Consider the following 13,793-nt stretch of genomic DNA (forward strand, 5'->3'; position numbering starts at 1 on the left):
CAGAAAGAACACACCATGAGTCAACAGGAATTCGACATCGTCGCCATGGGCGCCGGCCACAATGGCCTGGTCGCGGCGGCTTACCTGGCCAAGGCCGGCAAGCGCGTGCTGGTACTGGAACGTAAACCCTGGTACGGCGGCGGCGTGGTCACCCGCGAAATCAACACCCCCGGCTACTGGCACGATGAACACTCCAGTGTCCACATCATGATTCAAGGGAATCCGATGCTGCGCCAGGATGAACTGGGGCTGCTGTCCAGATTCGGCTTGAAGTACAACTACTCGGATGTGCCACACGCCACCATCTTCGATGACCAGAGTGTGCTGATCTCGTACAAAGACCTGGACCGCACCTGCGCCGGCATTGCCAAAATCTCCGAGCGCGATGCCCACGCTTATCGCGAATTCGCGCTATCCAGCATGCGCATCCTGCCGATGTTCATGTCCGGCCTGTACGCGCCACCAGCGCCGATGGGCGGCCTGATGGCGATGCTGGATCAGAACGACGAGGGCCGCGAGATGCTGAACTATATGCAGCGCTCCTGCCTGGACATCGCCAATGAGCTGTTCGAAAGCGACAAGGTCAAGATCCACTTGCTGCGTCTCGTGTCGGAAAACCTGCAGATGCCGGACGAACTGGGTACCGGCATGGGCATCTTCCTGATGCCGGGGATTATTCACACCTACGGCGTGTCGCAGCCGATCGGCGGCAGCGGCAAGTTGAGCGAAGCGCTGGTGCGCTGCATTGAACATTACGGCGGCGAAGTGCGCTGCAATAGCGAGGTAACGCGGATTCTGGTCAGCGGTGGCCAGGCCACCGGTGTTGAACTGTCGGATGGTCAGCAGATCAAGGCACGCGACGCCGTCATTGGCGCGATCCACCCGCACCGTTTGCGCCAGTTCGTCAGCGGCGTGCATGAGCCGGTGCTGAAGCGCGCGGAGAAAACCGCGCTGGCACCGTTCAGCATCATGGTCAGCCATTACGATTTGCACGAGCAGGCCAAGTTCTACGCCGGCGAGGATATCAATAAAGCCACCATGCTGGAAATGCTCAGCACCAGCAAGCTGAGTGAGATGCTGGATGACTTTGATGGCCTGCGCCGTGGCCGCATCACCGAGCGCCGCCTGATTGCCGGTGGCGATGAGAGTATCGGTGATCCGACCCGCGTGCCGGCAGGGAAGGGGATGTTCCACGGGATTACTTTTGCGCCGTATGAACTGGCGGAAGGCGGGCATGCGCGCTGGGATGAGGTGAAGGAGGAGATTGGAGATTTGAGTTTGCAGGCGTATCGCAAGTTTGTCTCCAATCTGACCTCGGACAATATCATCAAGCGCACCATTTGCTCGCCGCTGGATCTGGAACGCAGCTCGCCGAACAGCATGGTGCGTGGCGATGTGCATGGTGTGGCGCCGTATTTCTATCAGACGCTGAGCCATCGGCCGACGCCGGATCTGGGCCAGTTCACGGTGCCGGATGTGAGGGGGCTGTATCTGGTGGGGCCGTTCATGCACCCGGGCGGCGGCGTGTTTGGCGCTGGCCGGGCGACGGCGATCAAGATGTTTGAGCATCTGGGCATGGACTTCAACCGCGCCATCAATGGCGAAGCGGGGGATGGCCAGCGGTCGATCAGTTTGCCGGCGGCCAGCGGGGGCCACGGCACCGGCTTGGCGGCGAATGGCGGCACCGCGAATGGCGCCGCTACGGCGCACGCAGCCGGCGCGAACGGTCGCCAGGCGTCGGCCGGAATGACGCTGCGCGGTGAAGACGATTCCGAGCTGATGACCGTCAGCGAAATCCGTCGCGAAGGCGATGCGCTGATCATCAGCGGAAAATCCTTCGGCACCATGCCGATGGTGGTTCGCCTCGATGCCGATGCCGCGCGCTCCGGCCTGAAGCTGCTGGGCATGCGCACGCTGCCATTCCTGATGACGCTACCGTTCCGCCGCAAATCGGCCGCCGCCAAGGAGGACGCACAATGAGCCAACGTCTCGCAAACCAAGTAGCGCTGGTCACTGGCGGCGCCTCCGGCATCGGCCGCGCATTCGTGCAGCGACTGGCGGCGGAAGGCTGTGACATCGTGATTGCCGACCTACGCCCCGATCCTGAACTGGAGCAGGAACTGACAGCGCAGGGCCGCCGCGTCTTCAATGCGCAGTGCGACCTGGGTAACGAGGCAGCGGTGCGCGGCCTGGCCGCCGCCGTCGAAGAGCGCTTCGGCCGCGTCGATATCCTGGTCAACAACGCCGCTTACATTCCACTGAATTCGCTGGAAGACCTCACGCTGCGCGAATTCCGCAAGGTGATGGCGGTGAACGTGGAAGCATCGCTGCTGCTGGCGCAGGCGTTCGCGCCGGGCATGAAGCAGCGCGGCCATGGCCGCATCGTCAACATCATTTCCAGCACCACCTCAACGCCGATGCCAACCTTCCTGTCCTACACCACCAGCAAGATGGCGGCAATGGGACTGGTGCGCTCGCTGGCGGCGGAGCTGGGCGGCAGCGGCATCACCGTCAATGGCATCTCACCGGGCCTGACCCGCACCGAAGCGGCGGCGCGCGAGCTGCCCGAGGCGCTGTTTGCCGCCGTGCGCGAACGCCAGCTGCTCAAGCGCACCGAGGTACCGGAGGATCTGGTGGGCGCACTCATATTCCTCGCGTCGCCGGACGCCGCGTTCATCACCGGACAGGTGCTGAATGTGGATGGCGGCGTGGTGTTCTGAACAATTTCATCAAGGAGACGTAATGATCAAGTATCTGAAAAAAGGCAAGTCGGTCGAAGCCAAGGCGGAAATCAACGCGCAGGTGCGTACCACCGTCGAAAACATCATCGCCGATATCGAAGCACGCGGCGAAGCGGCGGTGCGCGAATATTCGGAAAAGTTCGACAAATGGAATCCGCCGGCGCTGCGTTTGTCGGCTGAGGAAATCCAGGCTTGCATCGACTCGTTGTCGCCACAGGCGCTGGAAGATATCAAGTTCGCGCAGGCGCAGATTCGCCGTTTCGCGCAGGTGCAGCTGCTGTCGCTGCGCGATGTGGAGGTGGAGACGCTGCCAGGTGTGGTGCTGGGTCATAAGAACATTCCGGTCAACTCGGTGGGCTGCTATATCCCGGGCGGTAAATATCCGCTGCTGGCATCGGCGCATATGAGCGTGCTGACGGCGAAAGTGGCCGGCGTGAAGCGCGTGATCGCTTGCGCGCCGCCATTCGATGGCAAGCCGTCGCCGGAAATCGTCGCCGCGATGGCGCTGGCCGGCGCGGATGAAATCTATGTGATGGGCGGCGTGCAGGGAGTGGCGGCGATGGCCATCGGCACTGAGAACATCGCGCCGGTTGATATGATCGTCGGTCCTGGCAATGCGTATGTGGCGGAGGCCAAGCGTCAGCTGTTCGGCCGCGTTGGCATCGACCTGTTTGCCGGCCCGACCGAAACCATGGTGATCTGCGACGATACCGTGGATGCGGAACTGGTGGCGGTGGACTTGCTGGGCCAGGCCGAACATGGTCCGACCTCGCCAGCATTCTGTGTGACCACCAGCCGTCGCATCGCGGAAGAGCTGCCGGCGGCGATTGAAACGGTGCTGGCGCGTCTGGATACGGCGCCGATTGCCAGCGTGTCGTGGCGCGATTATGGCGAGATCATTTTGTGCGATACCGACGAAGAGATGCTGGCGGAGTCGGAGCGTATCTGCTCGGAGCACGTGCAGGTGATGACCAAGGATCCGGACTGGTTCCTTGAGCGCATGAGCAGCTACGGTGGGCTGTTCCTGGGCCATCGCACCAATGTTTCGTATGGCGACAAGGTGATTGGCACCAACCACACGCTGCCGACCATGGGCGCGGGCCGTTATACCGGCGGTCTGTGGGTGGGCAAGTTCATCAAGACGCATACCTATCAGCTCATTCTGACCGACGAGGCTTCGGTGGCGATTGGTGAAGTGTGTTCGCGTCTGTGCGCGCTGGAGCACTTCTCTGGCCACAAGGAGCAAGCGGATATCCGCGTGCGCCGTCTGAAGAAGACTGCCTGAGATGGCCGGCACGACGACATCTGATGCGCTGCCGTTGCCATTGCTTGGCAAGGTGGCGCTGGTGACCGGCGGCGCCGGTGGCATCGGCGCCGCCATCTGCCAGGAGTTGGCAAGGCAGGGCGCCAGCGTGGTGGTGGGCTATAACAGCTCGGCCGACAAAGCCGCCACGCTCGCCGCCCAACTGCCAGTCGCGGTCCAGCCGCCCGCAGCCGCGTTGGCGCAGCGCGCGGCCGGGCAAGGCGCGGCCGACGAGCGGCTGGCTGACCATGCTGCTCGGTGCGAGGCGGTGGCGGGCCAGCGGCATGTGGCGCTGGCGGCGCCGGTGACGGATAGCGCGGCGCTGGCCGCGCTGGCACGGCAGATCGCGGAGGCGTATGGCCGCTGCGACATCCTGGTCAACTGCGCCGGCACCACCAGCTTTGTGGCGCACCACGACCTCGATGGCCTGGGCGATGAATTGATCGACTCCATCCTGTCGACCAACGTGCGCGGCCCCTTTGCGGCGGTGCGCGCGCTGCGCCCGCTGCTGGCGGCGAATGGCGACGGTCTGGTGGTGAATGTATCCTCGATCGCCGCCGTGACGGCCATGGGCAGCAACGTCATGTACTGCGCCTCCAAAGCCGCAGTGGACAACATGACCAAATCGCTGGCACGCGCACTGGCGCCGGCGATCCGCGTCGCCTCGGTCTCGCCCGGCCTGTCCGACACCGAATTCGTCAAATCCATGGACCGCGGCTGGCGCGACCAGCAAGCCGAACGCACGCCCTTGCGCCGTCTGGCCGAACCACGCGAAGTGGCGCTGGCGGTGGTTGCCCTGGCCACCCACCTGACCTTCACAACCGGCGCCATCATCCCCGTCGATGGCGGCCGCCCTTTGCAGTGAGGACTACATGCAAAACCACTACCCCGAACTGATCGCGGACCACATCGGCATCAGCGTGCCGGATCTCGACGCCTCGATAGACTGGTACGGCCGCATGTTCGGCTTCGAGCTGGAAATGCGCCAGCACCTGCCGATCATCCCGGCCGACATCGCGTTCCTGCGCCGTGGCGACTTCCGCATCGAACTGTTTCAGGTGGAAGGCGCTGCAGCGTTGCCGTCCGACCGTCGCGAACCTAACCTCGACCTGCGCACCCACGGCAACAAGCATGTCTGCTACCGCCTGGCCGACGTGCCGGCCACGGTGGCCGGCCTGCGCGAGCGCGGCGCCGACATCGTGTTCGAAAAAGTCATCAACGGCACGCCGATGGCCTTCATCCGCGACAACGCGGGCAATCTGATCGAGCTGATACAGCGCGCACCGGCGCACGACAAGGAGACTACATGAAACTCGCAACCCTGAGAGACGGCAGCCGCGACGGCCAACTGCTGGTGGTATCGCGCGACCTGCGCCATGCCTGCCACGCCGGCGACATCGCCCCCACCATGCAGGCCGCGATCGAAAACTGGGAACAGGCAGCGCCACAACTGCGCCGCGTCTACGACCGCCTGAACGAAGGTCAGATCAGCAGCGTGATCGTGTTCGACCCACACGCCGTGGCAGCGCCATTCCCGCGCGCCTACCAATTCATCGACGCCTCGGCCTTCCTCAACCACGGCAACATCATGGAGCGCGCCTACAACCTGACGGTCAAGAAAGACAAGAACATCCCGATCCTGATCCAGCGCCAGGGCGACGATTTCTACGGCCCGCACGACGACTACCCGTTCCCCAGCGAAGCGGATAACGCCGACTTCGAAGGCGAAATCGCGGTGGTGCTGGACGACGTCCCGCAAGGCACCCAAGCCGCCGACGCACTGGGCCACGTCAAGCTGCTGATGCTGTTCAACGACATGAGCATGCGCACCCATTTGTTCCGCGAGCTGGGCATGGGCTTTGGTTTCATCCTGGCCAAGCCGGCCACGGTATTTGGCCCGGTGGCGGTGACGGCGGATGAATTGGGCGACGCCTGGGCCGATGGCCGCATCCACCTTGATCTTCAGGTGCATCGCAACGGCGAATGGTTTGGCAACCCGAATGGCCGCGAGATGGACTTCAGTTTTGCCGACATCATTGCCCACATCAGCTACAACCGAAAACTGGGCGCCGGCACCGTGATCGGCACCGGTACCTTCTCCAACAAGAACTACCAGGAAGTCGGCTCGGCGTGCCTGGCCGAGCGCCGCGCGATCGAAACCATCGCCAACGGCGAAGCGAAAACGCCATTCCTGCGCTACGGCGAAACGCTGCGCTTCGAAATGCTGGATGCCAGCGGCCAGTCGGTCTTCGGCGCCATCGATCATCGCATGGTGCAGGCATGAAGGTGCTGATCACCGGCGCCAACGGCTTCGTCGGCCAGGCATTGGTGCGACGCCTGCTGGAGTGCGGCGTGGACGGCAAGCAGGTCGAGGCACTGAGCCTGATGGACGTCGCGTTCGGCGCGGCCGGTTGGGATACGCGCGTACGCCGCTTCGGCGGCAGCATCGCCGACAGCAAACTGCTGGACAGCGTGTTCGAACAGCCGTATGACCTGATCTTCCATCTGGCCAGCATCCCCGGTGGTGCGGCCGAGCGCAATTATGAACTTGGCCTGGAAGTCAATCTGCAAGGAACGCTAGCGCTGCTGGAACGCAGCCGCCGCCAGGAAAAAGCGCCGGTGTTCGTCTTCGCCAGCACCATCGCCGTGTACGGCCATATGGGCGAGGGCGTCGACGATCACACGCCGATGGCGCCGCAGTTGAGCTATGGCGCCCACAAACTGGCCGGCGAGATTCTGCTGAAAGACTACAGCCGCCGTGGCTGGGTCGATGGCCGCATCCTGCGCTTGCCGGGCATCGTGGCGCGGCCGCCGGTGCCGAATGGTCTGCTGTCAGCCTTCATGAGCGATATCTTTTGGCGGCTGTCGGCCGGCGAGCGTTTCCGCTGCCCGGTGTCGCCGCAGGCGGTGGCGTGGTGGATGTCGGTCGGCTGCTGCGTCGACAATTTCCTGCATGCGGCCACGCTGGCGCCGGAGCGCGCCGCTGAGCGCCGCGACTACACCTTGCCGGTGCTGCGCCTGACCATCGCGCAGGTGGTCGACGGTCTGGCCGAGCTGTATGGCGCTGACCGCCGCGATTGCATCGTCTACGAGCCGGATGAAGGGCTGGAAGCCGCCTTCGGCCGTCAGCCGCCGCTGGATGCCAGCGCGGCCGAAACGGCTGGCTTCCATCACGACGGCTCGATCATTGAATTGATACGCAACGCCTTGCGTTCACACTGAATAGGAAACCACAGCATGTCGATGTTCCAATACTTCCCTACCAATTACGTCTGGAGCCTGGCGGTCAACGCCGCGCTTGAAAGCGGTGGCCGCATCGGCGAAATCGATGAAGTCTGCCGTCCGTTGCGCGATCTGGCCACGCAGGGCGACGATCCTGGCACCGAAGCCTTTTTCCAGGCTTGGGTAAGCATGGGCGAGAAGCTGGTGGCGCTGGCCGAGGAAGACAAGGCCGAAGGCCATTTCTTCAGCGCTGGCGAGAAGCTGGACCGAGCGGTGCAGTACTTCGCCTGCGCCGAACGGATGCAGGCGCACAGCTTCGCGCCGCGCAAGGCGCTTTACAGCCGCTATGTGGCGTTGTTCCAGCAAGCGCAGGATCTGATGGGCGCGCGCTGGGAGCGGGTGGAGATCCCTTACGGCGACGAGCATCTGGCCGGTGTGCTGTTCCACGCGGACGGCAAGGCTGAGCGCCAGCCGTTGATGTTGTGCGTGAATGGCCTGGACAGCACCAAGGAGATGCTGGCCCGCACGCAGATCACGCGCCAGCTGAACCAGCGCGGCATCGCCTGTCTGTACCTCGACCAGCCAGGCACCGGCGAGGCGCTGCGCCTGCACGACATGCCGGCGATGGTCAACAGCGAGGTATGGGCCAGCAAGGTGGTGGATTATCTGGAGGCCCGCACCGACGTTGATCCGAAACGCATCGGCATGATGGGCGTGTCGCTGGGCGGTTACTACACGCCGCGCGCGGTGGCCTTCGAGCCGCGCTTCGCGATCGGTGCGGTGTGGGGCGCCAACCATAACTGGGGAGAAATGCAGAAGCGCCGCTTGCTGCGCGAGGGCGAAAATCCAGTGCCGCACTACTGGGAGCACGTGCGCTGGGTATGGGGCGCGGACAATATGGACGACTTCATGGCCAAGGCCGAGCAGATCCACCTGAACGGCATTCTTGATCGCGTGCGGGTGCCTTTCCTGGTCACGCACGGTGAGCAAGATCGCCAGATTCCGCTGGAGTACGCGCACCAGACCTATGACCAGTTGGTGAATAGCCCGCAGCGCAAGCTGAAGATCTTCACCGACCGCGAAGGCGGCGTGCACCACGTCAGCCTGGACAACATGGCCAACGCCGGCGCCTTCATCGCCGACTGGATCGCCGGCCAGTTGGGCGGCAAGCTCGGTCCAGCTGTCTGATCCTGCCATGCGCCGCCATAAGCTGGATCTGAACCTGCTGTTGTCGCTGCGCGAGCTGCTGATCGAGAAAAGCGTAACCAAGGCGGGCGACAATATGTGCGTCACGCAGTCCTCGATGAGCGGCATTCTGGCGCGGCTGCGCGACTATTTTGGCGATCCGCTGATTGTCGCCGTGGGCCGCCGCATGGAGTTGACCGAGTTGGGCGCCAGCCTGGTGGAGCCGGTCAACGATTTGCTGGTACGGATCGACGCCACGCTTAGCGTGCGGCCGGGCTTCGATCCGGTCACCAGCAAGCGGCATTTCAAGATCATCGCTTCCGATTATGTGGCGACTGTGCTGATGCTGGAGGTGCTGCGTGCGGTGAACGCGGAAGCCAATGGCGTCACCATCGAGCTGCAACATCCTAGCGAGGATGCGTCCGAGCGGCTGGAGGCGGGGGAGGTGGATTTCATCATCACGCCGCAGCAGCTCAGCTCCGGCAAGCATATGTCGCGCGTGATGTTTGAGGACAGCTACAGCATTGTGGTCGACCGCGAGCATCCGGAAATTGGCGACACCATCACGCTGGAGCAGTATTTCCGGCTGCGGCATGCGATGTTTCATCAGCAGGGCGTGGCGCTGGTGGAGAACTGGTTTGCCGAACACCATGGCGATCAGCGTCAGATTGAAGTGATCACGCATACCTTCAGTTTGCTACCGTTCGCGGTGGCCGGGACGCGGCTGATCGCCACCATGCATACGCGGCTGGCGCAGCGCTATCTGCCGGTGCTGCCGGTGAAACTGGTGCGGCCGCTGTTTGCGATTCCGACTGTGATCGAAGTGCTGCAATGGCATAACCATCGCGATGCGGATCTGGGCAACCAATGGCTGCGGCAGAAGATTATCGCAGCGGCGCAGTCGCTGCCGCCGCTGGCCTGATCGACCTTACACCAGCGGCAGCAGCGGCATGGCGCGCGCGCAGGCGATGATTTTCTCGCGCAGCCAGATGCTGCCCGGGTCCATGTCGCGATAGCGATGCCACTGCAGCAGATTGACGAAGCGCGGCACGTCGAAATCCAGACGCACCATGCGCACTTCCTGCTGCTCGCAGGCGCGCACTGCCAGCCGCGTATGCAGCGTGGCGACGCGGTTGGTGCTGGCCACCAGGTGCGGCAGCAGGCCGAAATGGCTGACCGTCACTTCGCGCCGGCGCGTGCCGTGTGTCTTGGCGAACCAGCGCTCAAACAGCGGCAAACCATTCTGCTGGAACGCGACATGGCCTTGCGCCAGATACTGCTCTATGGTCAGCGCGTCGCCCACTTCCTTGTTATCGCGCGCCACCACGGCGTGGAAGGTATCTTCAAACAGCACTTCGGATGGGTGGTCTTCCAACAGCAGTCCCACCGGCGAGATATGGAAATCCAGTTCGCCGGCTTCCAGATCGGCGCCGGTGAAATCGCTGGGCTGGCGGATCTCCACCGTCACGCCGGGCGCCTCGGTGTTCAGCTGGCGCAGCACTTCGGTCAGCAGTACCACGACCGTGTAATCCGACGCCACCACCGAGAAATGACGGTGCGAGGTCTCCGGAATAAATTCGGGACGCGAGGCCAGCGTCGAATCCACCTGCACCAGCAAGTCGTTGACGCGGCCAACCAGGCTTTCCGCGAGTGGGGTCAGCTCCATGCGCCGGCCCACCGGCACGATCAGCGGATCGTTAAAGAATTCGCGCAGACGCGCCAGAATGCCGCTCATCGCGGACTGCGTGACGTGCAGCGAGTCGCCGGCGCGCGTGACATTTTTTTCCACCAGCAGGGCGCGCAGCGCGGGCAACAGATTGAGGTCGAGTCGGTTATATCGCATGGCCGTTAGTGTACACAGGTGTGGCGGCTCAGGCATTAATTTGCAAGATACCAGCCATGGTGCGATTCGATTTGTGGCCGTCATGGCACAGCCTTAGCATGGCTGCACTGTTCCAACACTGAATCGAGTCCATGACAAACTATATCAATCCACTGGTCGGCTGGGAGGTTGACCGCAGCACCATCAAGACCATCGGCACCGATCTGCGCCGCCCTGAATGCATCCTCGCTGAACGCGACGGCACGCTATGGTCGGCCGATGCGCGCGGCGGCGTGATGCGCATCGGCGCCGATGGCAGCCAGCAGCTGATCGCGCAGAACGCCGAGGGTGGCCTGGGCGCGGACGCCACGCCGGAACAGCTGATCCTGGGCGGCACGCTGCCAAATGGCCTGGCGTTCGACCGCGCGGGCAATATCCTGATCGCCAATTTCGGCACCGACGCGATTGAACTGATGTCGCGCGATGGCCGTTCGCGCACGCTGTACGACAGCATCGATGGTCAGCCGCTGGGCAAGACCAACTTTGTGCTGAGCGATAGCCGTGGACGCATCTGGTTCACCGTTACCACCCGCATGGTGCCGTGGACGAAATCGATCAATGAGAAAACCGCCGATGGTTATGTGGGCCTGATCGACGACAAGGGCATCCGCATCGTGGCCGACGGTTTTGTCGGCACCAACGAAATCCGCTTTGACGCCAACGAAGAATGGCTGTACGTGGTGGAGACCAACGCCCGCCGCATCTCGCGCCTGCGCGTGCACGACGATGGCAGCCTGACCGAGCGCGAGATTTTCGGCCCGTCCAACCTGGGCGGCACGCCGGACGGCTTTGCTTTCGACAGTTTCGGCAATCTTTGGGTGACGCTGGTGATGACCGAGCGCCTGATTGCGATCACGCCATCCGGCGCGGTACTGACCTTGCTGGATGATGGCAATCCAGCCGCCGTCAAAGCTTACGATGAACACTTTTACGCCGGCACCATGAGTCCCGACGTGATGGCGGCCTGCAAAGGCACGATCGCACCGTGGATGGCCAGCATCACCTTCGGCGGCCCGGACCTGAAGACGGTCTACCTGGGCAGCTTGATGGGCACGACGATTCCGTATTTCCGCTCGCCGGTGGCGGGGCTGGCTTTGCCGCACTGGCACGGTCGGGTATAAGAACACACCGGTATCAAAAATTAAAAACACAAGAGGAGACAAAAATGCCAAACCTGAAAAAAACCACCTTGTCCTGCGCTATCGCCGCCATCGCCGGCGGCAGCATGGCGCCGCTGTGGGCGCAAAGCGACAAAGAGCAGGGACCTAAAATCGAGGAAGTCGTCATCACCGCGCAAAAGCGTACCGAACGCCTGAAGGATGCGCCGGTGGCGGCGTCCGTGCTGTCGGCCGATAGCATCGCACGCAGCAACGCCAGCGAGATCAGTGACCTGAATAACCTGGTGCCGTCGGTGCAGTTAAAGGGATCGTTCAACGGCCGCGTGCCGATGTCGATGCGTGGCGTTTCCACCAACGCCAACGAGGCCGCGATTGGTCTGACTTCGGGCGTGTCGATCATGATCGACGGCGTGCCGGTGCCGTCCGATTCCACCGCCGCCAACGAGTTACAGGACATTCAGCGGGTCGAGGTGCTGAAAGGGCCGCAGGCCACGCTGGGCGGCCGCACCGCGTCGGCTGGTGTCATCAACCTGGTGACCAAGAAACCGAGCGATACCTTCCTCGGCTCGGCCACCGCCAGCGTCACTAACGACAATGAGCGCAAGGCCAATGTGTATGTCTCCGGCCCGCTGGCCGATATGCTCAGTTACAGCCTGTCTGCTTACTCCAGCCACCGCGAATATCCGATCAAGAATCTGTACAACGGCGAGAACAGCCAGTCGGTAGGGCGCGGCCTGCGCGCCAAGTTACTGTTCAGTCCAACCAAGGATCTCGATTTGACGCTGAGCGCGCGCGTGGCGGAAAACGAATCGCGCGGCGGCACCTTCGTCTACCAATATCTGACGCCGGGCGTGACGATCTTGAACGTGCCTGGCTTCCTCGGTCAGGCCGACCTGTTCCCGGGCGTGAATATCCATTACGGGAATATGGACTACAACTCGCCGGTAACGCAGATGGGGCAGAAGAATCAGGACCGTGACTTGTCGCTGAATATCGATTACCGCCTCGGTGACTACACGCTCAGCTCCACCACCGCGTATCAGCGCGAGATACAGCATTACATTCAGGACGTGCCGGTGGTGTCGCAGTACTTCTTCAATATCCTGACTGGCGGTTCGGCGCCGCCGTTCTACAACTACGGCAGCTTCTACGCCGCGCCGCGTTCGGTGTCGCAGGAGCTGAAGATCGCATCGCCGCTGAATCAGCCGGTCAGCTATGTGGCCGGTCTGTTTTACTCGAACGTCACCGTGCCGCATCGCCGCGTGCGCGACTGGGTGGCCAATCCGCTGGATCTGACGCAGAAATCGGTCAGCAAGACCACCGACCTGTATGGCCGCGCCACCTGGGCCGTGTCGCCCACCACGTCGGTGATCACCGGCCTGCGGGTGAACTACGACCAGCTGTCCTATACCTACGCCGAAGCGGACAGCAACTGCCCCGGATGCTATAGCTCGGGCAGCGACAGCTCCACCAGTTGGGTGGGCGATATCGGCTTGCGTCAGCGTCTGGCTGGCGACAACATGGTGTACGCGACCTATTCGCGCGGTTACAAGCCGCGCGTCTACAACATGGCCGATACGCTGAAGTCCAACGCGGCGCTGAAACCGGTGGACAAGGAGAACATCGATCACTTTGAACTGGGCTCCAAGTCCAGCTTCCTGAACCGCCGCCTGACGCTGAACACGGCGCTGTTCAACACCACCTACAAGGGCTTCCAGGTACAGACCTTCGATAACTCGCAGCTGATCGCACCGGCCATCTTGAGCAATGCCGGCAAGGCGCGCACGCGTGGCCTGGAACTGGATGCGGCACTGGCGGCCACCAGCGACACCAAGCTGACCGTGTCGGCCGCGTTCATCGACGCCAAATTCCTGCGCTACGAAGGCGCGCCATGCTACGGCGGTCAGACCGTGGCCGAAGGCTGTGTGACGGACGCCAGCGGTAACAGCACCCAGGACTTGTCCGGTAAGCCGCTGCCTGACTCGCCACGCACCAAGATCACCCTGGGCGCCGAGCACTATATCGCTCTCGGTTCCTACGGTCTGACGCTGAACGGCACTTATGCGTGGCGCAGCGCGGCGCGCATGCAGGCCAACCAGAATCCGTACACCAATCAGCCATCTTTCGGCATTTTGAACTTGAACGCCACGCTGTCGCCGGAAGATGGCAAATACTCGCTGTCGCTGTTCGTCAACAACGTCACCAACCGCTTCTATCTGGTGAATGCCGAGGACTTCTTCAGCGCGATCTATGGATCGCAAGCCAATGCCGTAATCGGCCAGCCGGCACGCGATGCGCAGCGCTATGCAGGTCTGCGTTTCACTTATAACTTCTAGGAGCAA

At 62.7% G+C, this 13,793-nt stretch carries 12 protein-coding genes; 11 read left to right on the forward strand and 1 reads right to left on the reverse strand.

All coding sequences use genetic code 11. From position 1 onward, the window contains the following. Window positions 1–15 precede the first annotated feature (15 nt). Genes GJ699_RS00960 through GJ699_RS01000 form a run of 9 tightly spaced genes read left to right on the forward strand, consistent with a single transcriptional unit; the run spans window position 16 to window position 9,373 of the window. Entirely contained in the window at window positions 16–1,980 is a 1,965-nt protein-coding gene (locus GJ699_RS00960) for a phytoene desaturase family protein (RefSeq protein WP_154372223.1), read from the forward strand. Then, window positions 1,977–2,720 carry an SDR family NAD(P)-dependent oxidoreductase gene (locus tag GJ699_RS00965; RefSeq protein ID WP_154372225.1) on the forward strand — a complete coding sequence of 248 codons (744 nt, stop codon included), beginning with the start codon at window positions 1,977–1,979 and terminating at the stop codon, window positions 2,718–2,720. Before GJ699_RS00960 ends, GJ699_RS00965 begins: the two co-directional genes overlap by 4 nt. A gap of 22 nt (window positions 2,721–2,742) precedes the next feature. Beyond that, window positions 2,743–4,026 carry a histidinol dehydrogenase gene (hisD, locus tag GJ699_RS00970; RefSeq protein WP_154372227.1) on the forward strand — a complete coding sequence of 428 codons (1,284 nt, stop codon included), beginning with the start codon at window positions 2,743–2,745 and terminating at the stop codon, window positions 4,024–4,026. 1 nt (window position 4,027) lies between these two features. Then, window positions 4,028–4,909: an SDR family NAD(P)-dependent oxidoreductase gene (locus GJ699_RS00975; RefSeq protein ID WP_154372229.1), complete on the forward strand. Its 882-nt coding sequence runs from the start codon at window positions 4,028–4,030 to the stop codon at window positions 4,907–4,909. A gap of 7 nt (window positions 4,910–4,916) precedes the next feature. Continuing rightward, window positions 4,917–5,354, forward strand: coding sequence for a VOC family protein (locus GJ699_RS00980; protein ID WP_154372231.1), 438 nt, complete (start codon window positions 4,917–4,919; stop codon window positions 5,352–5,354). Further along, window positions 5,351–6,328 carry a fumarylacetoacetate hydrolase family protein gene (locus tag GJ699_RS00985; RefSeq protein WP_154372232.1) on the forward strand — a complete coding sequence of 326 codons (978 nt, stop codon included), beginning with the start codon at window positions 5,351–5,353 and terminating at the stop codon, window positions 6,326–6,328. Before GJ699_RS00980 ends, GJ699_RS00985 begins: the two co-directional genes overlap by 4 nt. Continuing rightward, window positions 6,325–7,266: an NAD-dependent epimerase/dehydratase family protein gene (locus GJ699_RS00990; RefSeq protein ID WP_154372234.1), complete on the forward strand. Its 942-nt coding sequence runs from the start codon at window positions 6,325–6,327 to the stop codon at window positions 7,264–7,266. Before GJ699_RS00985 ends, GJ699_RS00990 begins: the two co-directional genes overlap by 4 nt. Window positions 7,267–7,287: 21 nt before the next feature. Further along, window positions 7,288–8,454, forward strand: coding sequence for an alpha/beta hydrolase family protein (locus GJ699_RS00995; RefSeq protein ID WP_154372954.1), 1,167 nt, complete (start codon window positions 7,288–7,290; stop codon window positions 8,452–8,454). Window positions 8,455–8,461: 7 nt separating this feature from the next. After that, on the forward strand, window positions 8,462–9,373 hold the full coding sequence (locus tag GJ699_RS01000) for a LysR family transcriptional regulator (RefSeq protein ID WP_154372236.1): 912 nt from the start codon (window positions 8,462–8,464) through the stop codon (window positions 9,371–9,373). A 6-nt stretch (window positions 9,374–9,379) separates the two neighbouring features. Here the strand turns inward: GJ699_RS01000 and GJ699_RS01005 are convergent, their stop codons facing one another. Then, window positions 9,380–10,294 carry a LysR family transcriptional regulator gene (locus tag GJ699_RS01005; protein ID WP_195763428.1) on the reverse strand — a complete coding sequence of 305 codons (915 nt, stop codon included), beginning with the start codon at window positions 10,292–10,294 and terminating at the stop codon, window positions 9,380–9,382. 131 nt (window positions 10,295–10,425) lie between these two features. Between GJ699_RS01005 and GJ699_RS01010 the strand changes: the two genes are divergently transcribed. Both GJ699_RS01010 and GJ699_RS01015 read left to right on the forward strand, forming a co-directional pair. After that, window positions 10,426–11,454: an SMP-30/gluconolactonase/LRE family protein gene (locus GJ699_RS01010; protein WP_154372240.1), complete on the forward strand. Its 1,029-nt coding sequence runs from the start codon at window positions 10,426–10,428 to the stop codon at window positions 11,452–11,454. 44 nt (window positions 11,455–11,498) lie between these two features. Then, on the forward strand, window positions 11,499–13,787 hold the full coding sequence (locus GJ699_RS01015; protein WP_154372242.1) for a TonB-dependent receptor: 2,289 nt from the start codon (window positions 11,499–11,501) through the stop codon (window positions 13,785–13,787). Window positions 13,788–13,793: the final 6 nt, after the last annotated feature.

The organism is Duganella guangzhouensis, from assembly GCF_009674535.1.
GTDB classification, from domain to species: Bacteria; Pseudomonadota; Gammaproteobacteria; order Burkholderiales; family Burkholderiaceae_D; genus Rugamonas; species Rugamonas guangzhouensis.